This window comes from Streptomyces sp. NPDC058221 (assembly GCF_042882365.1).
In the GTDB taxonomy this organism is placed as follows: Bacteria; Actinomycetota; Actinomycetes; order Streptomycetales; family Streptomycetaceae; genus Streptomyces.
The window spans coordinates 38,580-62,899 of record NZ_JBHVWF010000017.1 but is presented as its reverse complement, the minus strand read 5'-3'; the positions used below and the strand labels follow the sequence as shown (position 1 = coordinate 62,899).

Genomic DNA, 24,320 nt, shown 5'->3' with positions numbered 1-24,320 from the left:
TGTTTTTTTTGGGCGAGTGCCCTGCGTCTCCCCCGTGGGGCGGGGGGTCCGCCCCCGGCCCCCCCCAGCCCACCCCAGCTCCCCCGCCCCGACCGGAGAACTTCCTTGCCCACCACACCGTTTCCCGTCCCGCGCTCCCTGCGCACCTCCCGCGGCGGCGCCCCTGCCGGCGCTCCGCTGACCACGGCCGTCGACCCCGGGCTGCCCGCCGAGGGCTACCGCCTGCGCACCGGTCCCGAAGGTGTGAGCATCCACCACCGCGACCCCGCCGGGCTGCGCTACGCACTGCAGACCCTCGACCAGCTGCGCGCCGGCCCCGACTTTCCCGAAACCGGTTACGACATCTCGGACCATCCCGATTTCGAACGGCGCGGCTTCCTGCTCGACATCAGCCGGGACCGTGTGCCCACCCGCCGCACCCTGGCCCGCTGGGTGGACATCCTCTCCCTGGCCCGCTTCAACCAATTCGAGCTGTACACCGAGCACACCTACGCCTTCCCCGGCCACCAGCGCGTATGGCAGGACGCCTCCCCGCTCACGGCCGGCGACCTGCGCTGGCTCGACGCGCGCTGCGCCGCGGCCGGCATCGACCTGGTGGTCAACCAGAACACCTTCGGTCACATGGAACGGTTCCTCGCCCACCCGCCGTACGCCCACCGCGCCGAGAACCCCGACGGCTTCGAGCGCGGCGGCACGCACCACCCGCCGAGCACCCTCGCCCCCACCGAGGACAACGCCGGCTTCGCACACGGCCTGCTCACGCAGATCACCGCCCAAGTCCGCGCCAGGCGGCTGAACATCGGTGCCGACGAACCCTTCGAGCTGGGTACCGGCCGGTCCCGGGAGCGCGTGGAACGCGACGGTCTGGGCACGGTCTACTTCGACTACGTCACCTCCGTGCTGCGGCCGTGGCTGGACTCCGGGTACACCGTGCAGTTCTGGGCGGACGTCTTCGCCCGCCACCCCGAACTGCTGGACCGGGTGCCGCCCGGCGCGATACCCGTGATCTGGCAGTACGACGCCCCGGAGCACGTCGCGGCGGTCAGGGAAGCCGACGGCGTGGAGGCCGTCGCCTGGCAGCGGCGCGGCGCCGACCTCGACCGCCTGCACGAGGGTTTCGCCGCCCATGGCAGGCTCCTGGCCCAGGCCGGGGTCCCCTACTGGGTGGCGCCCGGAGCCGGCAACTGGAACGGCATCATCGGCCGCCTGGACAACGCAGTGGAGAACATGGTGGACGCCGCCGAGGCGGGCCTGGCGCACGGGGCCTCGGGCTACCTGCTCACCTCCTGGGGCGACAACGGCATGTGGGACGCGCCGTCCGTCGCTTTCGGGCCCGCCGTGTTCGGCGGCGCGGCGAGCTGGTGTCTGGAGTCCAATCGGGAGCTGGACCTCGGCGCCGTACTCGACGAGCACGTGCTGCTGGACGCGGCCGGGCTCGCCGGGCGTGTTCTGGTACGCCTGGGCGGTGTGTACCGGCTGTTCGGGGTTCCGCTCCTGAACGGGTCGCCCGTCGCACGGGCGCTGTTCCCCGACCCCTCACTGCCGATGCCGGACCTGCCGGCGCCGACCGCCCTGGACGTGGCCGGGGGCACCCTGGCCGAGTGCCGCCTCGACCTGTCCGCCGCGGAGCCGGCCGCGGCCGACGGCGATGTCGTGGTCCGTGAGCTCCTGCACGCGATCGACCTCGCGCAGTTCGCCGTGGATCTCCTGCGCGCCCGCACGGAAGCCGGCGGCGCGGCCGACGCGATCCCCGCCGGCGCCGCACGCCGGCTGCTGCGGCGCCTGGACCCGCTGCTCGCCGAGCAGCGGGCGTGCTGGCTGCTGCGCTCCCGTTCCGGCGGTCTCGACGACAGCCTGGCGCGGATCGACACGCTGCGCCACCAACTGCTGCGGGCGGCACACCGATGACGCCCACTCCCACCGCGCCGGACGTCGAGGACTGGCTGGACCTCCTCGGCCGGCAGAGGACCGCGTGCGACGTCCCCGACCCCGAGCCGGTAGCGCAAGGCGAAGCCCGCCGCCGCATGCGGATCCTCGCCGTCCCCGCCGAGGACCGTGGTCCGGTCCTGGCCACGATGCCGGACCCGGCATGCACCCCGGAACGGTGGCGAGCGCTGCGCCAGTGCCACCGGGCCCTGTTCTCCGGCACGGCGCCCGGGCCGCGGGACACGGTCTGGCCCGACGCGCCCGTCGCGTTCGGCGAGGCCGGACGCTACTTCTACCTCCACCTGTACCTGCTGGCACTCCCCCGGGCCCTGGAGCGGCAGCGCCGTATCGGTGTTCCCGACGACGTCGTCGCCGCCACCTTCGCCGACGTCGGAGCCAAGACGGCCGCATACCGTCTCGCGCACGGCACCGGCGGCTTCGACCGGCAGCGCTGGGTGATGCGGCACTTCCGTGGCACGCTGCACCGGCTCGGGCGCCTGCAGTTCGAGCGCACCACCCTGGACACAGCCGCGCTCGGCGGCCCGCCCGGGCCGGACGGGCCCGCCGACGGCGAACGGGTCCTGGGCGTGCACATCCCCGAGGAGGGGCCATTGACCCCGGCAGGGTGCGAGGCGTCACTGCGAGCAGCGCGGACCTTCCTCGCACGGCACTTCCCCGACGAGCCCGCCCGGTTCGCCACCTGCAGCTCCTGGCTCCTGGACGAGCAGCTCGCCGCGTATCTGCCACCTACGGCGAACATCGTCCGCTTCCAGCAGCGGTTCACCCCCTTCGGCACCCGGCCCGTCGGCGACGACGACATCATCGACTTCGTCTTCCACACCCCGCCGGGCACCACGGCCCTCGACCGGCTGCCGCAGCTGACCACACTGCAACGCGCGGTGGTGAGCCATCTGAGGTCCGGACGCCATTGGCGGCTCACCCACGGCTGGGCCCCCCTGCCGACGGGGGCTCCGCCGGGGACCTGAGCGCCGGCCGCCGGTCTGTCGGAGGCCTTGGAGCCCTACGCGGCATGAGAGGTGAGCCAGCGCACCTTCGCCGCCTCCTGGAACGGGCCGCCGCCCTCGTGGTCGTTGAAGTCGTACACCTCGATCCTCTTCTCCTTGTGCGCCCAGGCGTTGAAGGCCGCGAAGACGGTCGACGGCGGGCAGGTCCGGTCCTCCAGTGCCGTCGAGAACAGAGCGGGTGCCCGGCCGCGTGCTGCGAAGTGCACGCCGTCGAAGTAGGACAGCGTGCTCAGGACGCTCCCGGTGCGGCCGCGGTGCGTCTTGAGGTACAGACCGACCTCCCGGTACGGGTGCTGGTCGGTCAGCGAGACCGCGCGTGCGAAGTCGCACAGGAAGGGCACGTCCGGCGCGACCGCGGCCAGATCGGGAACCAGGCCGCCCACGGCGAGCGCGATGCCGCCGCCCTGGCTCACGCCGATGACGACGGTGCGCGCCGGGTCGGTCAGCGGATGTGAGCGGGCCGCCTCGACCGCGCGCACGGCGTCGGTGATGACGCGGCGGTAGTAGTAGTTCTCCGGGGCGTCGATGCCGCGGGTCATGAATCCGGGGAACGCCGGTGCGGCGCCCACCGGGTCCGCAGTGGCACCCCCGCCACCCCAGGCACTGCCCTGTCCGCGGGTGTCCATCACGAAGTGCGCCCGTCCCGTCGATGCCCACAACAGGTGCTCGTGCGGGAGCCCGCGCCCATTGCCGTAGCCGACGAACTCCACGATCAGCGGCAGGGGTTCCGTGGCGCCGGCCGGCAACCGCAGCCAGCCCTTGACCGGGTGGCCATCGAAACCGGCGAAGGTGACGTCGTACACCTGAACCGTTGACAGTCCGGTCTCCACCAGCTCGAAGCGGGCGCCCACTTCACGCTCACGGGCTTCCTGGAGGGTCTTGTCCCAGAAGGCGTCGAAGTCCCCGGGTTCGGTGGACTCGCTCCGGTAGAGGCGGAGTTCGTGGAGGGGAAGGTCGAACAGGGACATGGGCAACCGCCTCGGTGAAGGGGGAATCCGCTCAGGTGTGAGGGGAACGTTGGCACGGGTCCTGTGGATGTCCGGCGGGGGCCGCTGCCGACGTCCCGGGATCCGGAAGCCGGGGGCTCTGTCAGGTGAGCTTCCGGCTTCCGGAAGTCGTCGGGCGGCGTGCGTCAGATCACCCGACAGGCGGGATCGGGACCTCGGTGACGATGCCGGTCGAGCCGTTGATCATCTTGGTCGCTGCGCCGGCAAGGCGCAGGTAGAAGTTGGACGAGAGATGAGTGCCGTCGGCATCGAGGGTGAGGAAGTACTGGTTCGACGGGATCTGCGACTTGTCCGTAGCCGCCGGCGCGATGGCCGTGGCCTCGTCGTACTCGTCGAACATGGCGATGAAGGCCGACTTCGTACCGGACCTGGCGACCGCCACGGCCTGCTGCCACATGAAGTCGCCCGACTTCCGGGAGATCTCGTTCTTGGGCGATCCGTCATGCCAGTTGGACCAGGCGAAGCCCGGGTAGATCACGGGCTGATAGTCCTGCCCGTTGGCTTTGAGCTTGGTCATGTCGTCGTTGAACAGTTGCTGATCGACGTTGGGATTGCCGACGTTCCACGGTGAGACCATGTTGAGTGCCGCGTACACGGAGCCGAAGCCCGGTTTGGCGTTGGAGTCGGTGCGCCAGCCGCGCGGCACGCCGCCGATGACGTAACAGCCCTGTTTCTTGAACCAGTTGATGATCTCCAGTGAGCCCTGTGCCGTTCCGGCCCGGTTGGTCACGCCTATGCCCCACAGTTCGACCACCGGCTTTCCGCCTTCGTGGGCGTAGGACGGCGAGCTGGTCAGCCCGAGTGACCCGGTGATGGTGTTCGTCCAGTCGTTCTGGATCGTCGACACCAGGTTGGCGTCGGTGAGGCCACTGATGTCGTACTCGATGTAGAAGCCGCGGCCGTACTTCTGGGCGGCGTCCCGGGCCTTCGACTGAATGTCGTTGCGCTGCTTGAGCCGAGGCTGGCCGACAGCGGCTATGTCGCTGCCGAATCGCTGCAGGGCGGCGCCGTCGATTCCGTACTCCTGCATCCACTTGAAGTGCTGGTCGACCACGGCTGTGGAGTACGAGCTGAACAGCTTGGCCGGCCGGCCGTCGCCGAGATTCGCGTAGCCGGTCTGATAGAGCCCGGACGCGGGATAGATCGAGATGTCCGGGTACAGCTCGAACGACTGGTTCCCGGGGGCCGGGGTGCCACTGGCCCAGTGCGTCCACGCGTTGACGGGCGACCCGTCGCCCGCGGCTGCGAACCAGCCCTGGTATCCGGCGTACACCTTGCCCTTGACCCCGGGGGCCGCGGCGGCCTTCGGCCGGGCAGGTTCCGTCCGGGAGCCCGAACCGGTGCCCGTGGTCTCCCCGCTGGCCGAGGCCAGGTTGGCGGCCCCGATCAGTCCCGCCGCGCCTATGCCGACGGCGCCGGCGCCACGCAGGAATTTCCGTCGGGAATGCTTGTGCTCGGCCATGCTGATCCTCCGCTTGAATTTGAGTGGTTCCGGAAAAGGGCATGCCAGAAGTCGCCTGAACATTTCTGGGTGTGCCGGTCGTTCAGCGTGCTGCCGCTTGTCCCGCTCCGAGCGGGACGAGCGAGGAAGGCACAGAGCGCAGGGCGTTGAACCAAACGGCGGCCATCTTCTCGTAGCCAGCCCTGGTGGGGTGAATTCCGTCCGCGAGATCCGAAGTGGTCAGCGCTTCGTACATCTTCACCAGGTGGACACGTGACCCCTTGGACGCGACGACTGCGGGAATCGCGGAGTTGTATGCCTTGACGCGGCCTTCGAGGGTGGCGTTGGACTGCGGCGGGACGGTCGCTACGAACAATTCGCTCTGCGGTTCCCCTGCGCGAATACGGTCGATCAGTCCGGAGAGGCGCGCGGGGGCGTTCGCGATGTCGTAGTTCTGGTTGAGGTCGTTCGTCCCGATGAGCAGCATGATGGTGCGCGGGTCGCTCTGGCCGAGCCAGGTGTCGATGTTCGCGTAGAGCTGGTCGATGCGCCAGCCGGGGTGGCCCTCATGGTCGCGGTCGCCCAGTTCGGCGGGGCCGTTGGTCTGGGTTCCGACGAAGTCGACGGTGTAGCCGCCGACGGCCAGCAGGTGCCACAGTTTGACGCGATACCCGCCCGGATAGGGCGTGTATCCGTCGGTGATGGAATCCCCGAGCGGCATGATGCGCACGCCGCCGTTGGATTGGCCGGGAACGGCCGCCGAGGCCGGAGCGCGGCCCAGTGCCACGCCGGCGACGGCGAGCACGCCGCTGACAATGGCCGTGCGTCTGGACAGCTGTTGCATGGGAACTCCTCTGGGGAATGGAGTTGGCGAACCGGGCTGGGGAGAGCCGGGCAGCCCACAGGACCGGCGCGCTGTGGGGGGCGGCGCGGGGTTCTTGTGTGCCCGGGGATGCCGCGCCGTTCCGGGGCGGCCGAGAGCAAGGAAATTCAATGGATTGCGTTACGTCAATACTTCCGGCCGGCAAGGCCTGGGAGAACTCAGGCGTGGAAACCTTGTTGCCTTCCGGCAGGGTTTCACGTCTGCCGGGTGTGAACTGGCGATGTTGGGCGCATAACGCGCTCCGGACGCTTGCCCCCGGGGTTCTCTCCGGGGCCCGAGGAGGATCGAAACTACTTTTACATTCGGGGAGGTTCCGCCGTCCGGACACCCGCCGGCAGGCGAGGTGCCGGGCCGCCGGGTGCCGCACAGGGTGAACCGACGCACAGGGAAATATCAGGGATTCAGCGGGCGTGCCACCAGCGTGTGGCTGCCCTCGGCCCCGGGCCGTCGGGCTGTGAGGACGAGCCGGTGGACCGACGCACCCCACACTCCGGTGAACGCCGCGTCGCTGAGGGGGATATCCTCCACATCCGCTTCGAACTCATCGCCATTCCAGGTGAGTTGGAGACCACGACCATCCGGCCGGCTGACGCGTCCTGCGCCGTCCGACTCGATCGTCAGCACGCCGCTGACAAGCAGATGCAGGGCCAGGGAACCGGGCGGGGTCCCGCACGTCCAGGCGTCATCGACCTCGACGCGCTCGTCGGATCCGCGAACGAGGCGGACGGTCCTGAACCAGCTCTCCACATCTGCCTGGGACGGATAGGCGGGTGCCAGATCACAGGTCAGCTCGTCCGTGTCCGTGCTGCGGTGAGCGGCCACGGCCCCTGCCCGGAACCGCGCCCCAGGTGGCTGGCCGAAGCCGTTGACGTGGGGCACGTTGTGGTACTCGCTCGTCATCGACCAGATCCCGTAGCGCTCTTCGTTGAACGTCTCCTTGCGGTAAGTGCCCACACCGGCATCGATGACCAGCGGGTGGGCGTCGAGGGCGATGATGAACGTACCGACGTCGTTGTGGTTGTGACTCTCGTCGTTGTGCCCGCCCTTGGCCGCCACGAGCAGCCCCCGCACGGTGCCGGGTTCCGCGCGGGCCACCAGGACCTGAGTGTCGGGCAGCCATGTGTGCTCGGGCAGCGGAAGGGCCGCGGGCGGCGCCGTGCGCCACTCCGTGTCGAGCAGGACGTCCACGGCGCGGCGGAGGTCGAACGCACCGTCGGCCGCCGGGAGTGCCGCATCTGCGTTCCCGCGCAGGGCCCGGGCATGGGCACTCACCTCCGGCTGGCCGGTGCGACGGCCGAATCTGTGGAGGAGCGCAGGCTCGGCCTCGCGCGGCCGGGCCGGGCCGTCGGCGAAGTTGACGGCCCACCCGTCGCCGATCCAGGTGGAGACGGGGTAGCGGGCCATGGCACGGATCAGCGGATGGCTGAAGACGCCCGCGTCGGTGCCCAGCAGCGAGGAGACGGTCTCCAGACATTCGAAGAGGCTGGCCCCGGCCCGCCACCAGTAGTGCGGCCCTTCGTCGCAGCCGCCGTCGCGCGGATGGGCGCGGAGGTAGTTCTCCAGCCCCTGGAGGATGCGGCACACCAGCGCGGCGCGACGGTCGTCGGATTCCTCGGTCAGAGCCGTGGCCAGCAGCAACTCCGAGTGGATCCACGGATTCCAGTTATTGAGCTTGGCTGTCGTGCCGTCGTACCACCCCCACTCGTTCCGCTCCAGATAGGGCCGCAGGACACGGGCGGACACCTCGGCGCGCAGCCGTCGGCGTACCAGCGGATCGCACCGGTCCAGTTCGTCGCCCACGATCGCGTCGGTGAGGGCCAGCAGAACGGCCGTCCCCGAGGCGCCGAGGTCCAGAGTGGGGTGATGCGGATCGGGCAGGAGGCCGTGCCGGGGGCCGAGGACCCTGAAGTCGTGGGCCGGCCATGCCCAGGTCGTCTCCTCGCACAGGTTCCACACGCCGTCCATGACCTCGTCGACGAACGCGGCTCTGCGGCTCGTCTTCTCCGGGGTCATCGCCGTCGCCAGGACGGCGCGGGCGAGCCGGGCCCGCCGTGCGAAGACGGGTGTCTGGTAGCCGGCGCGGTCGCCGTCGCGTGCGAAGCGGGCAAACAACGAGGCAGGCAGGCCGGGCCATGGCAGACCGAGCGAGGCCGACGCCGCCTCCAGGACATGCTTGCGTGTGCCGTCTCCGATCGTCTGCCACCTGGGGTCCGTCAGAGACGGTGCGCCTTCCCAACTGCCTATCCCGGGCATGCGCGCGGCTACCAACGAGGGTGGGAACAACTGCGTCAGCCGCGGATGGCCGTGCCGGTCCCCGGAGTCCGCCGGGTGGGTGCCTGGTGTTGCGGATTCCGGCTTCGCCGAAGTCATCGTCTCGTTCCCCTCACAGAGTCGGTCAGGTGATACCGGCGGACGGTGCGGCCGGCATGTCCGGTTTCCGGATTCAGACGCTCGCGCCGCTGTGGGTGCGCAGGCGTGGCGCGAAGGCCATGTGGAACACGCCGGCCGCGGCCCCCACCGCGGCCGCGGAGGCGCTCAGCGTCGAATACGTGACGCGTACCGTGCGGACCCGGCGGGCCATCGGGAAGCGGTTCACCGCCGCGGAGATCTCCGCCAGGTACAGTTCGGCGACCTCGGGCGGGACCGCGGGCCCACCGACGATCATCAAGTCGGTGTCGTAGAGGTCGGTCATGGCGACGGCGCCCTGTGCCAGGACCCGTGCCACGTCGCGGATCGCGTCGACCGCGCGGGGGTCGCCGTTCGCCGCGGCGACGCACACCGCGTCGTACTTGACCTCACCGTCCGCCGCATTCAGTCCCGCGCTCGCGGCCCGGGCGACCACGGCGGACATCGGGGCGCATTCGGGCACCATCTCGGGCCCGCCCTCGGGCGTCATCCGGTCGAGGGCGTACGCGGTCAGCTCACCGAACTCGCCGGCGTTGCCCGACGCACCGCGGTAGACGTCCCCGTTGAGGAACGCTCCGCTGCCGGCCCCCGCTCCGAGATACAGGTAGACGAAGTCGGTGCTGCTCTCACCCGCGCCGAGCCACTGCTCGCCGATGGCGGCAGCCGTCGCGTCCTTCTCCAGGAGCACCGGGAGGTTCAGTATGCGGCTCAGCTCGGCACGCAACGGAACCTCGCCCCAGCCGGCCCAGAGCGGAGGGTTGAGGAGAACCCCCTCGTGCACGTCCAGCGGGCCCGGCGCGGCCACGCCGACACCGAGAAGTTTCGCTCCGAGCGGGCCCGCCGCTTCGATGGCCTGTGCCGTCGTCGCGGCCATCCACTCCATGCACGACTGCGGGTCGCTCTGCGCGGTCACGGCAAGGGATTCCCTGAAGCGCACGTTGCCGCACAGGTCGACCAGGACGTGGGTGATCTTCTCGGGATCGACATGGATGCCGATGGCGCAGGCCGCGTCCGGACGGAGTTTGAGCGGCACCCGTGGCTTGCCCTTGCCCGTCGAGCGGCGCTCCTCCTCCACGAGGAACCCGGTGGTGAGCAGGTTGCGGGTGATCCTTGAGACCGCTTGCGGGGTCAGCCCGGTGCGCTCGGCGATCTCGACCCGGCTGAGGGAGCCCCTGACCCTGATGGACTCGATCACCAGCTTCTCGTTGTAGGAGCCCAGAGCCAGCTGGTCGAACGCCCGGTGCACGGTACGCCGGCGTACCGCTGCCTCCTGGCGGGCCTCGCGGAGCCACCAGAACGGACTGCCCTGTGACGACTTGGACAGGCCGCGTGCCGCGTCGGCCAGTGAGTCCAGGGCCACGCGTGCCGACTGCGGCTGGTGCTGCAGTTCGAGTTGGGCCAGCAGGCAGACGGTCGCCGCCCAGCTCATGGCGGCAGGCGCGGTGTGCTGCCTCGTGGTGCCCGGCAGTCCGGCGGGGACGGCGGTGTCTCCCCAGGTGATGACGTGGAGCCGGCGCGCGGACCATCGGACGGCGAACGAGGGCGGCAGAGCCGGGACGGACATCCCCGGCACCGACCCCCGCCCATCAGGGCCCCAAGTCGGCTGGTTCAGCGAGCGCTTGGCCCCGGGCACCGGTACCTGGTCCGCGTCACCCGGCTGTGTCCGGCGCATCACGGCGGTCAGTGCCGCGTAGCGCATCCGCCGTTCCTCGGCCGTCGCCGCGCCGATCCGCGGATGGCTGGAGGGGCCGGCCTCGCAGATCACCATGAAGGCCGTGCCCTCCGCCGAGGATCCCGCGGCAAGCAGTTGCGGGCGGTGGCAGGCCAGCGGCGGATCGACCGGCAGCACGAGGGGCGCGTCCGTGGCGGTGGGCCGCACCTGCCACCGCTGCCACACCTTGCCGAGCGCGGTGTGGGACAGCCCCAGATGGTCGGCGAGCGCCCGGGCCGACCACAGTTGCTGGGGCGGCGGGGGGCCGGCCAGCGTGGCAGCGACGACGTCGGCTTCGTCGATGCGGGCCGGGCGCCCGCTGCGCGGCCGGTGTTCGAGTCCGGCCAGGCCATGTGCCGCGTATCGCTGCCGCCACGCCGTCACCGTGGGGCGTGAGACACCCAGGACGCGTGCGCTCTCGGAAACGGACAGGCCCACTGCCGCGTCCTGCAGGATTCTGAGCCGGACGGTCCGGTCGTCCCTGTCCTGGGCCCAGGCGCTGAGTTCGGCCAGATCCCGGTCCGAAAATGACAATTCACCTGGCTTGTGCATGATTTCTCGGGACCCCAACTGTAAAAGTACTTAGTGGCCATTCGGCCTGTATCAGCCATGCTCAGGAAGTCGCCTCTGCGGTGCCGATCAAGAGGCCTGCCACCTGGAAGAACGAGTTCGGTGCCGCTCTATCTCTACACCTCTCGAAATCGCCCTGCAACACTCAGGCAACGAGTCTTCCCAGCCCAGAGCATTGACGTCGAGCAATCCATGGGATTTATATGGCCCTCGCCAGTCCGGATGCGGACGGGGCCGCCCGCATCTCGGGGAAAGGGAGCACACGACATGACCACAGTCGACCGGCCGCTTCACAGGCCGGACACAGGGGAGGGGCCGCCCGGTGATGGCGCTTCCACGCCGCCACGCCGACGCAACACGGGGCTCTTCTGGTTCACGGTTCCCGGCACCGTCGTGCTGCTGCTCTTCCACTACGTGCCGCTGCTCGGCAACGTCATCGCGTTCCAGGACTACCAGCCCTTCACCGGCATCGCGCACAGCAGGTGGATCGGCTTCGACAACTTCAAGATCCTCTTCAACGGTGACCCCGCCTTCCTGCACGCACTGGTCAATACGCTCGAACTGACAGTCATCCAGGTGGTGTTCGTCTTCCCGCTGCCTATTCTGCTGGCGCTGTTGCTGAACAGCCTGGTCAGTGAACGGGTCAAGCGGGCGGTACAGAACGTGCTCTACCTGCCGCACTTCCTGTCATGGGTGGTCGTGGTGGCCGTCTTCCAGCAGATGCTGGGCAACGGCGGGCTGCTGAACGTCTTCCTCCAGGCGCACAGCATGGGGACCTGGAACATCATCGGCAATCCCGACCTGTTCAAGGAACTGCTGACCTCGCAGGTGATCTGGAAGGACACCGGGTGGGCCACCATCCTGTTCCTCGCGGCACTCTCCCGAGTCGACACCGATCTGTACGAGGCCGCCGCCGTCGACGGGGCCAGCCGGCTGCGGCAGACCTGGCACGTGACCCTGCCGGCCCTGCGCGGACTCGTGATCCTGCTGCTGATCCTTCGCCTCGGCGACGCCCTGAGTGTGGGATTCGAACAGATCGTTCTGCAGCAGACGGGTCTGGACAAGAACACCACCGAGGTGCTGGACACCTACGTCTACAACAACGGTCTCGTCGCCGGGCAGTGGGGCATCAGCGCGGCCGTCGGCCTGGTGAAGGGCATGGTCGGGGTGGCGCTGGTACTGGGGGCGAACAAGATCGCCCATCTTCTCGGCGAGGAAGGCATCTACCGCAAATGAGCACTCTTTCCGCAGCGGGCCGCCGGCCCGCTCGCTCCTACAGCGCGATCCCTGGACAGTCGGGCGGTTCCCCGTGGTGGCGGTCGGTCAAGTTCCTCATCGTGCTCGTCTGTCTGGCCCTGGTGGCCATCCCCTTCCTGGCGGTGCTCTCGACATCGCTCGCCGACACGGTCCAGATCAACAAGACCGGCGGGTTCGTCCTGTGGCCCAACCACCCCACCCTGGACTCCTACCGCGCCCTGCTGGGCGGCGGCCTCGTCTCCCGGGCCATGCTGGTCAGCATCGGGATCACCCTCGTCGGCACGCTGGTCAGCCTGGCCGCGTCCATCTCGCTCGCCTACGGCCTGAGCCGGCCCGGTTCCTACGGCCAGAAGCCGATCCTGCTGCTCCTGGTGTTCTCGCTGCTGTTCGTGCCCGGACTGATCCCGAGCTACCTGCTCGTCAAACAGCTCGGCCTGATCAACAGCTACTGGTCACTCATCCTGCCCACCGCTGTGAACGCCTTCAACGTCATCGTCCTGCGCTCCTTCTTCACCGGCCTGCCCAGTGAACTGATCGATGCCGCCCGGATCGACGGCGCGAACGAATGGCGCATTCTGACCCGGATCGTCCTGCCGCTGTCGAAGGCGGCAATCGCGGTGGTCGGCCTCTTCTACGCGGTCTCCTACTGGAACGCGTTCTTCAACGCCCTGGTCTACATCAACCAGTCGGCCAAGTGGCCTCTCCAACTCGTCCTTCAGACCTATGTGGTCAACAACGCCGCCATCGGTCAGGGACAGACGTCCGACCCCGCCGCCGCGCTGCCGCCGTCGGTGGCGTTGCAGGCGGCCATCCTCATCCTGTCCATCGTCCCGATCATCGTCATCTACCCCTTCCTGCAGAGGCATCTGACCAAGGGCGTGATGATCGGCGCGGTCAAGGGATGACCGGCCCGGACGCCCACCGCTCCTGATCCGGCTGCCATGTGCGGGGCTGTCACCCCCCGCGCCGACCGCACAGACGAAGGGATTCCCCATGGGTGCGCACCTCACCCGCAGAAACGTCCTCCTCGCGGGACTCGCCACCGCAGCCGTGCCCGCCCTCGCGGCCTGCGGTGACGGAGGCGCCGAACCGGCGCTCTCGGACAACGCCGACGTGCGGTTGCCGGACTACGTCCCCTACCGGGATGTGCAGCCGGATCTGCCGGGGACGAAGGCCGGCGTACTCAGCGGCTACTACCACTACCCGAAGCACCCGGTTGCGGCAGCGCCCGACGGGCCGCCGGCCACGGGGCCGTCCATCGACGTCATGACCCTGACGTTCAGCCCCGTACCGCCACCGGCTTCGAAGAACCCGATGTGGCGCAAGCTGAACGACACCCTCGGCACCACGCTGAACTATGAGGTCGTACCAGTAGCGAACTACCCGGTGAAATTCGCTCTGACCGTGGCCGGCGGCGATCTCCCCGATGGCATGCTGGTCCTGCCCACGGCGCCCCGGCAGCCCGCCATGCTCAACGCCCTGTTCGAGGACCTGTCGCCGTACCTGTCCGGCAGCGGAGTACGTCGCTACCCCTACCTGGCGAACATACCGAGCAGTTCATGGAGCCCCATGGTGCTCGCGGGCGGTCTGTACGGGCTGCCGATGCCTCGCGCGAACAGTGGATCCGCCATGTTCTACCGGGCCGACATCATGAAGCAGAAGGACCTGGACCCGCATCCCACGTCGTTCGAGGAATTCCTCAAGCTGTCCAGGGACCTCTCCGACCCGAGGCACGCCAAGTACGCCAACGGCGACCCCACCGTCACGCTCTACTTCGTCCTGGAGATGCTGCACGGCGCGAACGAGTGGCGGGAGAAGAACGGCAGGTTCACCTGGTGGCTGGAGGAGAGCGACATCCTCCATCAGGCCCTCGACGCCATGCGCCGGCTCGTCAAGGCGCAGACGTTCCACCCCGACGGCTTCACCACCGTCGGCAAGTTCAAGGACTGGTTCGGCAACGGTCAGGTAGCCATGAACTACGACGGTCTGTCCGCCTGGAACCAGTACCTCCTCCAGTACGGCGCCACGGATCCGAAGTTCGATGTCGACGCCATGGTCGCGCCCGGGTTCGACGGCGGTCGGGGATCCCACTGGGCCGGTCCGTCAAACTTCGCGATGCTCGCCCTGAAGAAGGCTCCCAAGGAGCGCATCGAGCAGCTGCTGCGAGCGTTCAACCTGCTCGCCTCGCCCTTCGGCACCGACCACTACCTGCTGCGCAAGTACGGCGTGGAGGGACACGACTTCGCCTACAAGGGTCCCGACCCCGTCATGAGCCCGGTCGGCGCCACCGATGTGGCTGTTCCCACCACGTTCACCACGGACGCACCGCAGAGCGTCTACTACCCGCAGGACGCCGAGCCCGTCCGGCGCCAGTACGAGTTCCAGAAACGCGCTGTGGAGGTCCTCGTGCCCAATGCGGCCTACGGCCTGTACTCGGAAACCAACGTCACATACGGCGACAAGGCCAAACAGGACATCATCGAGGGTCCGTTGAAGGGCTACATGCGGGGTGACGCCGACTGGGGCGACGTCCAGGGCGCGGTGAAGAGCTGGCGCCGGAGCATCGGGGACACGATGCGGGGCGAGTTCGAGACGTACCAGGCGAGTCTGAACACATGAACCGGACCGTTTCCGGTCCCCCACCCACCTCACCGATCCACCCTGCACCTCACGAAATGGACCCGCACTGTGCATGACGACCGCCGGACCACCGAAGCCCGCATCCGCAAGCTCCTCGAACGGGTCGTCCGCCCCGCCCTGTACCCGGCTGTGCGCCCACTCGGCCTCAGCGCCTGGCACGTCGACGGTGAGCCCGTGCCGTTCGCCGAGGCGCAGGGCGCGTCCTACGAGCCGATGGCGCAGGGCGACACGTGGGGCGGGCCGTGGGCGACCACCTGGCTCAGGGCGACCGCCGAGGTCCCGGCCGAGTGGGCCGGCCGGCGCGTCGAGGCCGTGTTCGATCTGGGCTTCGACCTGACCCGCGGTCCCGGTGGGCAGGCGGAGGGCCTGGTCTACAGCGCGGGCTCCCCCGTGCAGGGCCTGCACCCCCACAGTCGCAGTGTCCTGCTCACGACGGCCGCGACGGGCGGTGAGTCCGTCGACCTGATGGTGGAGATGGCCGCCAACCCCAACATCTCGGGGAGCCAGGCGAGGGGGACCCACTTCGGCTCCCGTGAGACCGCGGGTGACGAACACCTGTACCGGCTCAGGCAGGCCGAGATCGCCGTACGCGACGAAAACGTGTGGCACCTCATCCACGACATCGAAGTCCTGGACGAGCTGATGCACGAGCTGCCCGACGGCTCGTCGCGCCGCCACGAGATCATGTACGCACTGCGCCGGGCGGCGGACGCCCTCGACCCGCACGACATCGCGGGTACCGCACGCGCCGGCCGCGACCTCCTCGCCGACGCCCTCTCCCGGCCGGCGCACGCCTCCGCGCACACGATCGCCGCGGTCGGCCACGCCCACATCGACTCCGCGTGGCTGTGGCCGGTGCGGGAGACCGTACGCAAGTGCGCGCGGACCTTCACCAACATGACGACCATGGCGGCGGAGTACCCCGAACTCGTCTTCGCCTGCTCCTCCGCGCAGCAGTACGCCTGGACGAAGGAGCAGCACCCCGAAGTCTTCGACCGGATCAAGAAGGCCGTTGCCGCCGGCACCTGGGCACCGGTCGGCGGCATGTGGGTGGAGGCCGACGGAAATCTGCCCGGCGGCGAGGCGCTGGCGCGTCAGCTCGTCTATGGACGACGCTTCTTCGCGGACGAATTCGGCATCGGACAGGACGGGGTGTGGCTGCCGGACTCCTTCGGATACACCGCTGCCTATCCGCAGCTCGCCAAGCTGGCGGGCGCCCGCTGGTTCCTCACCCAGAAGCTGTCCTGGAACGAGACCAACAAGCTCCCGCACCACACCTTCGCCTGGGAAGGCATCGACGGGACCCGGATCTTCACCCACTTCCCGCCCGTCGACAGCTACTGCGCAGAGCTCAAGGGATCGGAAGTCGCGCACGCCGAGCGGAACTTCGCCGACAAGGGGCCGGCGACGCGCTCGCTCGTCCCCTTCGGCTTCGGAGACGGCGGCGGTGGCCCCACCCGCTCCATGATGGAAAAGGCCCGGCGGCTGCGCGACCTGGAGGGCTCGCCCCGGGTGGAGGTCGGAGACCCGAACGCCTTCTTCGAAGCGGCCCGCGCCGAATACGGACAGCTTCCCGTCTGGCGCGGCGAGCTGTACCTGGAGAACCATCGCGGCACCTACACCAGCCAGGCCCGCACCAAGCGGGGCAACCGGCGTTCCGAAGCGCTGCTGCGCGAGGCCGAGCTGTGGGCCGCCACGGCAGCGGTGCGGGCCGACGCCCCTTATCCGTACGAGCAGTTGGAATCGGTCTGGCGGAGGGTTCTGCTCAACCAGTTCCACGACATCCTGCCCGGCACCTCCATCGCCTGGGTCCACCAGCAGGCCGAGCAGGTGTACGGCGAACTGCGTGTGGACATCGAGGCGGTCATCGACGAGGCGGTCAGCCATCTGAGGGACACGCCGTCCGACGCATTCCTCAACGCCGGCCCCTACCACCGCCGTGAGGTGACCACTCTCCCTGCCGCGTCCGGCACCACCGTGTCCGGTGGCCAGCGCCTGTCCGACGGACGGCTGGCCGTCCTGGCCGACGTTCCCGCGCTGGGCTCCGGCGGCACCCTGCAGGCGCCCGCCGCACCTGTCACCGCCGGCCCCGAATCCGGCGGATTCGTCCTGGACAACGGTGTTCTCACCGTGCGGATCGACGGCCAGGGCCTGATCACGTCGGTGTACGACCACACGGCCGACCGCGATGCCATCGCCCCGGGAGCCGCCGGTAACCTTCTCCAGCTGCACCCGGACGACCCGAACGTCTGGTCCGCCTGGAACATCGACTCCTATTACCGCGACACCGTGAAGGATCTGCGCGAAGCCCACTCGGTCACCCTGGCCGAGAGCGGTCCGTTGCTGGCGTCCGTACGCGTGGAACGCAGGTTCGGATCCTCGGTCCTGGTCCAGCATCTGGAGCTTGCTGCGGAGAGCAAGCAGCTCACCGTGCGCACGGACGTCGACTGGCAGGAGCGCGACACCGTCCTCAAGGCCGCTTGGCCGCTCGATGTGCACGCCGAACAGGAGAGCGCGGAGATCCAGTTCGGTCACGTGCGGCGGCCCACGCACGAGAACACGAGCTGGGACGCGGCCCGCTTCGAACTGTGGGCCCACCGCTGGGTGCACGTCGGCGAACGCCGCTGGGGAGCCGCCGTGCTCAACGACTCGACCTACGGACACGACATCGCCCGTGACACCCGGGAGGACGGCGGCACCACCACGACCCTGCGCCTCTCCCTGCTGCGTGCACCGCACAGCCCCGACCCGCAGGCTGACCGGGGCCGGCACACCTTCACCTACGCACTGCTGGTGGGAGCCGGGATCGAGGAGGCCATCGCGGGCGGCTACGCGCTGAACCTGCCGCTGCGGCCCGCTCCCGCATCGGCGACTCCGCTGATCCTCGTGGACAGTTCCGATGTCGTGGTGGAGTCGGTGAAGCTGGCCGACGACCGCAGCGGCGATGTGGTGGTCCGCCTGTACGAGGCGTGCGGCGGCACGGTATCCGCCACGCTCACGGCAGGCTTCCCCCTCGTCCGCGTCAGCGACTGCGACCTTCTGGAGCACCCGGAGCGTGAACTGCCGCTGACCGCGGGCACCGCCTCCGCAGCCTTCCGGATGCGCCCCTTCCAGATTCGCACCCTGCGGCTGCACCGGACACCGGAGACGCCCTAGGCCTGCGCGGGCCACACGAAAGCCCACGGCTCTGTCCGCACCCCCCGCAGCAACAGGAGACCTCTTTCATGCACGACGACCGGAACCTGGTCGAAGCACGCCTGGACCGCGTCCTCAGGGAACGCATCCGACCCGCCGTATACCCCGCCTCCACCCCCCTGGCCGTGGAGATCTGGTCGGCCCCGGGCGAACCCGTGCCCGTGGCCGAAGGACTGGCGGCGCCCACCCGGCCCGTCGCCCCCGGCACACCGTGGGGCACCCCGTGGGGAACCAGCTGGTTCAAGGTCACCGGCACCGTTCCGGCCGCATGGTCGGGACGTACCGTCGAGGCCGTGCTCGACCTCGGCTTCACCCCCCGCACCCCAGGATTCCAGTGCGAGGGTCTTGTCCACCGGCCGGACGGCACACCGGTCAAGGGAATCCACCCGCGTCATGCATACGTGCGCGTCGGATCTCCCGTAGCAGGCGGTGAGCAGGTCCACTGGCACATCGAAGCCGCTTCCAACCCTGATCTCGAAGCGTCCGGCGTCCCCTTCCGGCCGACCCGGATGGGTGACAGGACGACCTCCGGGGACGCGCCCCAGTACGTGCTGGGCGAGATGCGGCTGGCCGTCTTCGACGAGACGGTCTGGAACCTCGTCATGGACCTTGAGGTCCTGGGCGAGCTGATGGCGGAGCTACCCGTCGACGGGGCGCGCCGCTGGGAGATCCTGCGTGCGGTCGGCCGTGCCCTGGACGCACTGAACCTCCAGGACGTGCCCGGGACAGCTCCGGCCGCACGGAGCGAACTGACCGACGTGCTCGCCGCGCCCGCCGTCCCCGCGGCGCATCGCATCAGCGCCGTCGGCCATGCCCACATCGACTCGGCATGGCTGTGGCCGCTGCGTGAGACGGTCCGCAAAGTCGCCCGGACCTCCTCCAACATGGTCGCCCTGCTCGATGACGAGCCCGACTTCGTGTTCGCCATGTCGCAGGCCCAGCACTACGCGTGGATCAAGGAGCACCGGCCCGAGGTGTACGCGCGGGTCAAGAAGGCGGTGGCAGACGGCAGGTTCGTGCCCGTCGGCGGGATGTGGGTGGAGTCCGACACGAACATGCCGGGTTCCGAGGCGATGGCCCGCCAGTTCGTGCACGGCAAGCGGTTCTTCCTTGAGGAGTTCGGACGGGAGGACCACGAGGTCTGGCTCCCCGACACCTTCGGCTTCGCGGCCGGCCTGCCGCAGATCATCAAGGCGGCCGGCTCCACACGGCTGCTCACGCAGAAGATCTCCTGGAGCCGGACCAACGCCTTCCCGCACCACACCTTCTGGTGGGAGGGCATCGACGGCACCCGGATCTTCACCCACTTCCCGCCCGTCGACACCTACAACTGCGAAGTGACCGGACAGCAGATCGCCCACGCGGCACGCAACTTCAAGGAGAAGGGCGCCGCTTCCCGCTCTCTCGCACCGGTCGGATACGGCGACGGCGGAGGCGGCACCACGCGCGAGATGGTCGCCAAGGCGGCCCGGCTGCGCAGTCTGGAAGGCTCGGCGACCGTCGAGTGGGCCAGCCCTGTCGACTTCTTCGACAAGGCCCAGGCCGAGTACCCCGACCCGCCCGTATGGGTCGGCGAGCTGTACCTCGAACTGCACCGAGCCACCCTCACCAGCCAGGCGCAGACCAAACGCGGCAACCGACGCAGTGAGTCCCTGCTGACCGAGGCCGAACTGTGGGCCGCCACCGCCTCGGTGCGCGCAGGGGCGCCCTACCCCTACGAGCAGTTCGACCGCATCTGGAAGACCGTGCTGCTTCATCAGTTCCACGACATCCTGCCCGGCTCCTCCATCGCCTGGGTGCATCGCGAGGCACGTCAGACCTATGCGCGCCTGGCCCAGGAGCTGGAGTCCGTCATCGCGGAGGCCCAGCGCGCGCTCGCCGGTGACGCCTCGGGCGGCAGCGACCTGGTGTTCAACTCCGCACCGCACGCGCGCGGCGGTGTCGCCGCCGGCGGCGCCTCGTTTCGGACGACGTCCGGCAACTCGGTCACACCCGTCCCGCGCGAGGAGGGCGGCTACGTCCTGGACAACGGTCTGCTGCGGGTGGTGGTCGACGGACGCGGTCTCGTGGTGTCCGCCCATGACCATGCGGCGGGCCGGGAGTCGATCGCGCCGGGGCAGGCAGCCAACCTTCTCCAGCTCCACCCCGACCTTCCCAACGAGTGGGACGCATGGGACGTCGACGCCTTCTACCGGAACGTCACCAGCGATCTCACCGATGTGTCCGAGCTGCGGGTCGAGGGCACCTCGGTACGCGTCGAGCGGGCCTTCGGCGCCTCGCGGGTCACTCAGCTCCTGTCCGTTCCGGTGGACGCGAACCGTCTCGACATCGCGACCGAGGTGGACTGGCACGAGACCGAGCGCTTCCTGAAGCTGGCCTTCCCGCTGGATGTGAAGGCCGACCGGTACGCCTCGGAGACACAGTTCGGCCATGTGTACCGGCCCACCCACCAGAACACGAGCTGGGAATGGGCCAGGTTCGAGGCGTGCAACCACCGCTTCGTCCACGTCGACGAGCCGGGCTGGGGCGTCGCGGTGGTCAACGACGCCACCTACGGCCACGACGTGACCCGGGCGGTACGCGACGCCGACGCGGGTACGACCACCACGGTGCGCGCCTCGCTGCTGCGTGCCCCCCGGTATCCCGACCCTGAGACGGATCAGGGCGTGCACCGCTTCCGGCACGCCCTGGTGCCGGGTGCGACGATCGGCGACGCGGTCCGCGAGGGCTACCGGGCCAATCTGACCGAGCGGCGGGTCACGGGTACGGCCGCCGGTGTCGCGCCTCTGGTGGGCGTCGACCACGATGCCGTGGTGGTGAGCGCGGTGAAGCTGGCCGACGACCGCAGCGGTGACCTGATCGTCCGTCTCTACGAGGCGCACGGCGGCCGGGCACAGGTGACTGTGTCCGTCGACGGCGCCTTCACCGGCAGGGCCGTCCTGGCGGATCTGCTGGAACGCCCGCTCGCGGACGCCGAGCCGCCGCTGCGTACCGAGGACGGCGTCGTACTCGGCCTGCGGCCCTTCCAGATAGTGACGCTGCGGATGCCACGCGGCTGACCGGGCGCGATGCAGAGGAAGCCCCGCACGGTTCGTGACGAAGGAGGACCCTTCCCGTGACAGTCCGACGGCCACGCCACCGGCGTCCCCAGGCCGTATGTGTGATGGACCCCGATATCGTCGGCCAGGTGCTTGCACCGGAGCTGCGCGCGCAGCTCTCCGAGTCCGTCCTGCTCGCCCCTGATCCGCCGCGCCCTGATCCCCACCGCTGGTTCCCGGACGCCCTTGCCGACGCGGAGATCCTGATCAGCGGCTGGGGCTGCCCCAGGCTCACGGCCGACGTCCTGGCGCGGGCGCCCCGGCTGCGTGCCGTCATGCACGCGGCCGGCAGTGTCAGGTCGCTGGTGAGCGAGGCAGTATGGGAACGCGGCATCGTCGTGTCGTCGGCAGCGGATGCCAACGCGGCCCCCGTCGCCGCGTACACCGTTGCACTGATCACGCTCGCAGCCCGGCGGACACTGACCATGACGGCGGGCCACCTCGACGGCTGGCCCGCGTTCGACAGCCGTTCGGGCTCCGACGGACACACCGTCGGCATCATCGGCGCCTCACGCATCGGCCGCCGGGTGATCGCCGAACTGGACCGCTCCGACGCGGATTTCGAGGTGCTCCTGAGCGATCCCCACGTCACGGACGAGGAGGCGCTGCGACTCGGTGCGATGCGGGTCGAACTCCCGGAGCTGTGCCGCCGGTCCGGGGTGGTGAGTGTCCACGCACCGCTCCTGCCGGAGACCACCGGCCTGCTCGACGCCGAGATGCTCGCCCTCATCCCCGACGGAGGCGCGCTGATCAACACCGCCCGCGGTGCGCTCGTCGACACCGAGGCCCTGACCGATGCGTGCTCCGCCGGCCGCCTGGAGGCCTATCTGGACGTGACGTTCCCCGAACCCCTGCCTCCTGGCCATCCCCTGCTGCGACTCCCCAACGTGCTGGTCACCCCGCACATCGCCGGCGCGCAGGGCAGCGAGGTGCGCCGGCTCGGCCGGTACGCGGTCGCCGAGGTCGAGCGGTGGCTGGCGGGCGATCCCCTGCTGGGCGAGGTCACCCGCGAGACGCTCCGCCGCCTGGCCTGAGAGACGAAGGAGTAGCCGCCCTCTCCCTTCCGGGCACGCCCGATCACTGCGCCACGCGGGGCCGCCTCCGCGCAGCCGAACACAGGACACGCACGAACAGGCACAGGAGACCCCGTCCGATGAACCACACCCCCGCCGAGGACCGAGCTCATTGGGAGCGGACCGCCGACCGGCTGCTGCTCGCGGTGCGGCCTCACGCCAACGAGCAGCGATCCCTGATCCAGCTGCCCGGCACCCCTAGTATCAACGGCCGCCGCAGCGACGGGCTCGAAGGCTTCGCGCGCACCTTTCTGCTCGCCGGCTTCCGCCTCGCCGGAGCGGCCGGTGCCGACCCGCACGGCCTGGCCGACTGGTACGCGCAGGGCCTGGCGGCCGGCACCGACCCGAAGAATCCGCAGCGCTGGCCCACCTTCGCCGAGTGCAACCAGGCAAAGGTGGAAGCCGCGTCCGTCGCCCTCGCGCTGCACGAGACCCGGCCCTGGATCTGGGACCGCCTGGACGACCGCGTCAGGCAGCGGATGCTGGACTGGCTGGCCCCGATGACCGGCGACACGATGCCGGGCAACAACTGGATCTGGTTCCAGGGCGTCACCGAGGCATTCGCCCGTACGGCAGGCGGCGACTGGTGCCAGGAGGACCTGGACCGTGTCATCGCCCTCACCGATGACTGGTACGCGGGCGACGGCTGGTACTCCGACGGGCTCACCGGTGGCGAGCACCGCAACTTCGACCACTACAACGGCTGGGCCATGCACCTCTACCCCTTGTGGTTCTGCCGCATCCTCGGCGACGCCGCACCCGAGGGCCTGCTCCACCGCTATCGCTCGCGGCTGCGGCGCTTCCTCGCGGACCAGCGGCTCCTGATCGGCGCCAACGGCTCGCCACTCGTCCAGGGCCGCTCGCTCACCTACCGGCACGCCGCGCTCGCATCACTGTGGACCGGCGCCCTGTTCGACGCGACTCCCCTGGCACCGGGCGAGACCCGGGCGGTCGCCAACCGCATGCTCGGCCACTTCACCCGGCACGGTTCCACCGACGCGCAGGGCCTGCTCACCCTCGGCTGGCACCGGCCCTTCCGCGGACTGCTCCAGGTCTACTCGGGGCCGGCGTCGCCGTACTGGGCCGCGAAGGGCTTCATCGGCCTCGCCCTGCCTCCGGACCACCCGGTGTGGACCGATGAGGAGACCCCACTCCCTGTCGAACGGGCCGACTTCACCCGCGCCCTCCCGGCCCCTGGCTGGCTCGTCTCCGGCACCGCCGCCGACGGGGTCGTACGGGTCGTGAACCACGGCGGCGACCACGCCGATCCGAACCGCCCGCACGCGGACGACCCCTGCTACGCACGGTTCGCGTACTCGACGCACACGGCACCCGAAACACCGGGTGACCCCACAGCGGGCCCCGGCGCCTGCGCGGACGCCGATCCGCTCGACAATTCGGTCGTCCTGCTGGACGCCGCCGGCCGTGCCTCCCACAGGCGTCCGACGACGAGAATCTCCCTGGCCGCCGCCACCGCCGTCTCGCGTTCCCGGGCGCACTGGCCCGAGGACGCGACGTGGGACCCCTTCGGCGGCCCGGACACCCCGCACGCCCTCGGCCCCTGGATCACGGTCGGTTCCGCGTTGCGGGGGTCGGTCGAGGTGCGCGCCGTGCGCGTCGACCCCGGTTCGCAGGACGATGCGGCCGGGTCCGGCTACGTCCTGCGCGTGGGCGGCTGGGCCCTGGCCGTCGATCCGCGGGCCGGGCAGGTTCCCGGTCCCGTGGACCGCGACACCGCCATGGTTCCGGGCTCCGACGGACTGGTCTCGCGCATCCTCGGTGTGCGGGGGCTACCACATGCCACCGTGGTGTCCAGCACTGACAGCAATGCTCTCGGGGGCGCGTCGGCCACCCCTGTCGTGCAGACCGATGGCCCCGTCCCCTACGGCACCGTGCATGTCGCCATCGTCCACCTCGGCGGCACCGACAGCACCGAGCTGCCTCTCGTCACCACCGACGCCCTGGGTTCCACCCTGACCGTGAACGTGGCCTGGCCTACCGGCGCGCGGGATACCGTCCGGCTGCCGTCTCCGGGCTGAGGGCCGTCCCCGGCCCGGTCCGAAGCCGCTGCTCCGGCACGCCTCCCTG

14 protein-coding genes are annotated in these 24,320 nt (G+C 69.8%); 9 read left to right on the top strand and 5 right to left on the bottom strand.

The features are described from left to right. Positions 1-105: 105 nt before the first annotated feature. Both ACFVW8_RS08520 and ACFVW8_RS08515 read left to right on the top strand, forming a co-directional pair. Complete coding sequence (locus ACFVW8_RS08520; protein ID WP_389687447.1) at positions 106-1,908, top strand: glycoside hydrolase family 20 zincin-like fold domain-containing protein; 1,803 nt, start codon at positions 106-108, stop codon at positions 1,906-1,908. Next, positions 1,905-2,912, top strand: a complete 1,008-nt coding sequence (locus ACFVW8_RS08515) for an acyltransferase domain-containing protein (protein WP_389687445.1) — start codon at positions 1,905-1,907, stop codon at positions 2,910-2,912. Before ACFVW8_RS08520 ends, ACFVW8_RS08515 begins: the two co-directional genes overlap by 4 nt. Positions 2,913-2,947: 35 nt before the next feature. Here ACFVW8_RS08515 and ACFVW8_RS08510 read toward each other — a convergent pair whose 3' ends face one another. The 5 genes from ACFVW8_RS08510 to ACFVW8_RS08490 form a co-directional block, all read right to left on the bottom strand. Further along, a complete protein-coding gene (locus ACFVW8_RS08510; RefSeq protein ID WP_389687443.1) occupies positions 2,948-3,919 on the bottom strand; it encodes an acetylxylan esterase in 972 nt (323 codons plus the stop codon). Between the two features lie 169 nt (positions 3,920-4,088). Beyond that, positions 4,089-5,420, bottom strand: a complete 1,332-nt coding sequence (locus ACFVW8_RS08505) for a glycoside hydrolase family 71/99-like protein (protein ID WP_389687441.1) — start codon at positions 5,418-5,420, stop codon at positions 4,089-4,091. Between the two features lie 82 nt (positions 5,421-5,502). Then, a complete protein-coding gene (locus tag ACFVW8_RS08500; RefSeq protein WP_389687439.1) occupies positions 5,503-6,243 on the bottom strand; it encodes an SGNH/GDSL hydrolase family protein in 741 nt (246 codons plus the stop codon). A gap of 432 nt (positions 6,244-6,675) precedes the next feature. Further along, positions 6,676-8,394 (bottom strand): heparinase II/III family protein, encoded by a 1,719-nt coding sequence (locus ACFVW8_RS08495; RefSeq protein ID WP_389687437.1) that lies wholly within the window; start codon positions 8,392-8,394, stop codon positions 6,676-6,678. 331 nt (positions 8,395-8,725) lie between these two features. After that, positions 8,726-10,933: an ROK family protein gene (locus ACFVW8_RS08490; RefSeq protein ID WP_389687435.1), complete on the bottom strand. Its 2,208-nt coding sequence runs from the start codon at positions 10,931-10,933 to the stop codon at positions 8,726-8,728. 303 nt (positions 10,934-11,236) lie between these two features. Here ACFVW8_RS08490 and ACFVW8_RS08485 point away from each other — a divergent pair, with 303 nt between their 5' ends. From ACFVW8_RS08485 to ACFVW8_RS08455, 7 genes are all read left to right on the top strand, one after another. After that, positions 11,237-12,205: an ABC transporter permease gene (locus tag ACFVW8_RS08485; protein WP_389687433.1), complete on the top strand. Its 969-nt coding sequence runs from the start codon at positions 11,237-11,239 to the stop codon at positions 12,203-12,205. Next, positions 12,202-13,131 carry a carbohydrate ABC transporter permease gene (locus ACFVW8_RS08480; protein WP_389687432.1) on the top strand — a complete coding sequence of 310 codons (930 nt, stop codon included), beginning with the start codon at positions 12,202-12,204 and terminating at the stop codon, positions 13,129-13,131. The genes ACFVW8_RS08485 and ACFVW8_RS08480 overlap by 4 nt, the downstream gene beginning before the upstream one ends. 88 nt (positions 13,132-13,219) lie before the next feature. Then, the gene (locus tag ACFVW8_RS08475; protein ID WP_389687429.1) at positions 13,220-14,845 is read left to right on the top strand and encodes an ABC transporter substrate-binding protein; all 1,626 of its coding nucleotides are present in this window, start codon (positions 13,220-13,222) and stop codon (positions 14,843-14,845) included. A 69-nt stretch (positions 14,846-14,914) separates the two neighbouring features. Further along, complete coding sequence (locus ACFVW8_RS08470) at positions 14,915-18,022, top strand: alpha-mannosidase (RefSeq protein ID WP_389687427.1); 3,108 nt, start codon at positions 14,915-14,917, stop codon at positions 18,020-18,022. Positions 18,023-18,090: 68 nt separating this feature from the next. After that, positions 18,091-21,120 (top strand): alpha-mannosidase, encoded by a 3,030-nt coding sequence (locus ACFVW8_RS08465; RefSeq protein ID WP_389687425.1) that lies wholly within the window; start codon positions 18,091-18,093, stop codon positions 21,118-21,120. Between the two features lie 104 nt (positions 21,121-21,224). Continuing rightward, complete coding sequence (locus ACFVW8_RS08460) at positions 21,225-22,193, top strand: hydroxyacid dehydrogenase (protein ID WP_389687423.1); 969 nt, start codon at positions 21,225-21,227, stop codon at positions 22,191-22,193. 119 nt (positions 22,194-22,312) lie between these two features. Then, positions 22,313-24,271, top strand: coding sequence for a DUF2264 domain-containing protein (locus ACFVW8_RS08455; protein ID WP_389687421.1), 1,959 nt, complete (start codon positions 22,313-22,315; stop codon positions 24,269-24,271). The last annotated feature ends 49 nt before the right edge of the window (positions 24,272-24,320 follow it).

What these genes read in the sequence shown, in the direction of transcription:
- ACFVW8_RS08515 (WP_389687445.1), top strand. Translation starts at nt 1,905, where the DNA reads ATGACGCCCACTCCCACCGCGCCGGACGTCGAGGACTGGCTGGACCTC.
- ACFVW8_RS08510 (WP_389687443.1), bottom strand. Translation starts at nt 3,919, where the DNA reads ATGTCCCTGTTCGACCTTCCCCTCCACGAACTCCGCCTCTACCGGAGC.
- ACFVW8_RS08505 (WP_389687441.1), bottom strand. Translation starts at nt 5,420, where the DNA reads ATGGCCGAGCACAAGCATTCCCGACGGAAATTCCTGCGTGGCGCCGGC.
- ACFVW8_RS08500 (WP_389687439.1), bottom strand. Translation starts at nt 6,243, where the DNA reads ATGCAACAGCTGTCCAGACGCACGGCCATTGTCAGCGGCGTGCTCGCC.
- ACFVW8_RS08485 (WP_389687433.1), top strand. Translation starts at nt 11,237, where the DNA reads ATGACCACAGTCGACCGGCCGCTTCACAGGCCGGACACAGGGGAGGGG.
- ACFVW8_RS08480 (WP_389687432.1), top strand. Translation starts at nt 12,202, where the DNA reads ATGAGCACTCTTTCCGCAGCGGGCCGCCGGCCCGCTCGCTCCTACAGC.
- ACFVW8_RS08475 (WP_389687429.1), top strand. Translation starts at nt 13,220, where the DNA reads ATGGGTGCGCACCTCACCCGCAGAAACGTCCTCCTCGCGGGACTCGCC.
- ACFVW8_RS08465 (WP_389687425.1), top strand. Translation starts at nt 18,091, where the DNA reads ATGCACGACGACCGGAACCTGGTCGAAGCACGCCTGGACCGCGTCCTC.
- ACFVW8_RS08460 (WP_389687423.1), top strand. Translation starts at nt 21,225, where the DNA reads ATGGACCCCGATATCGTCGGCCAGGTGCTTGCACCGGAGCTGCGCGCG.
- ACFVW8_RS08455 (WP_389687421.1), top strand. Translation starts at nt 22,313, where the DNA reads ATGAACCACACCCCCGCCGAGGACCGAGCTCATTGGGAGCGGACCGCC.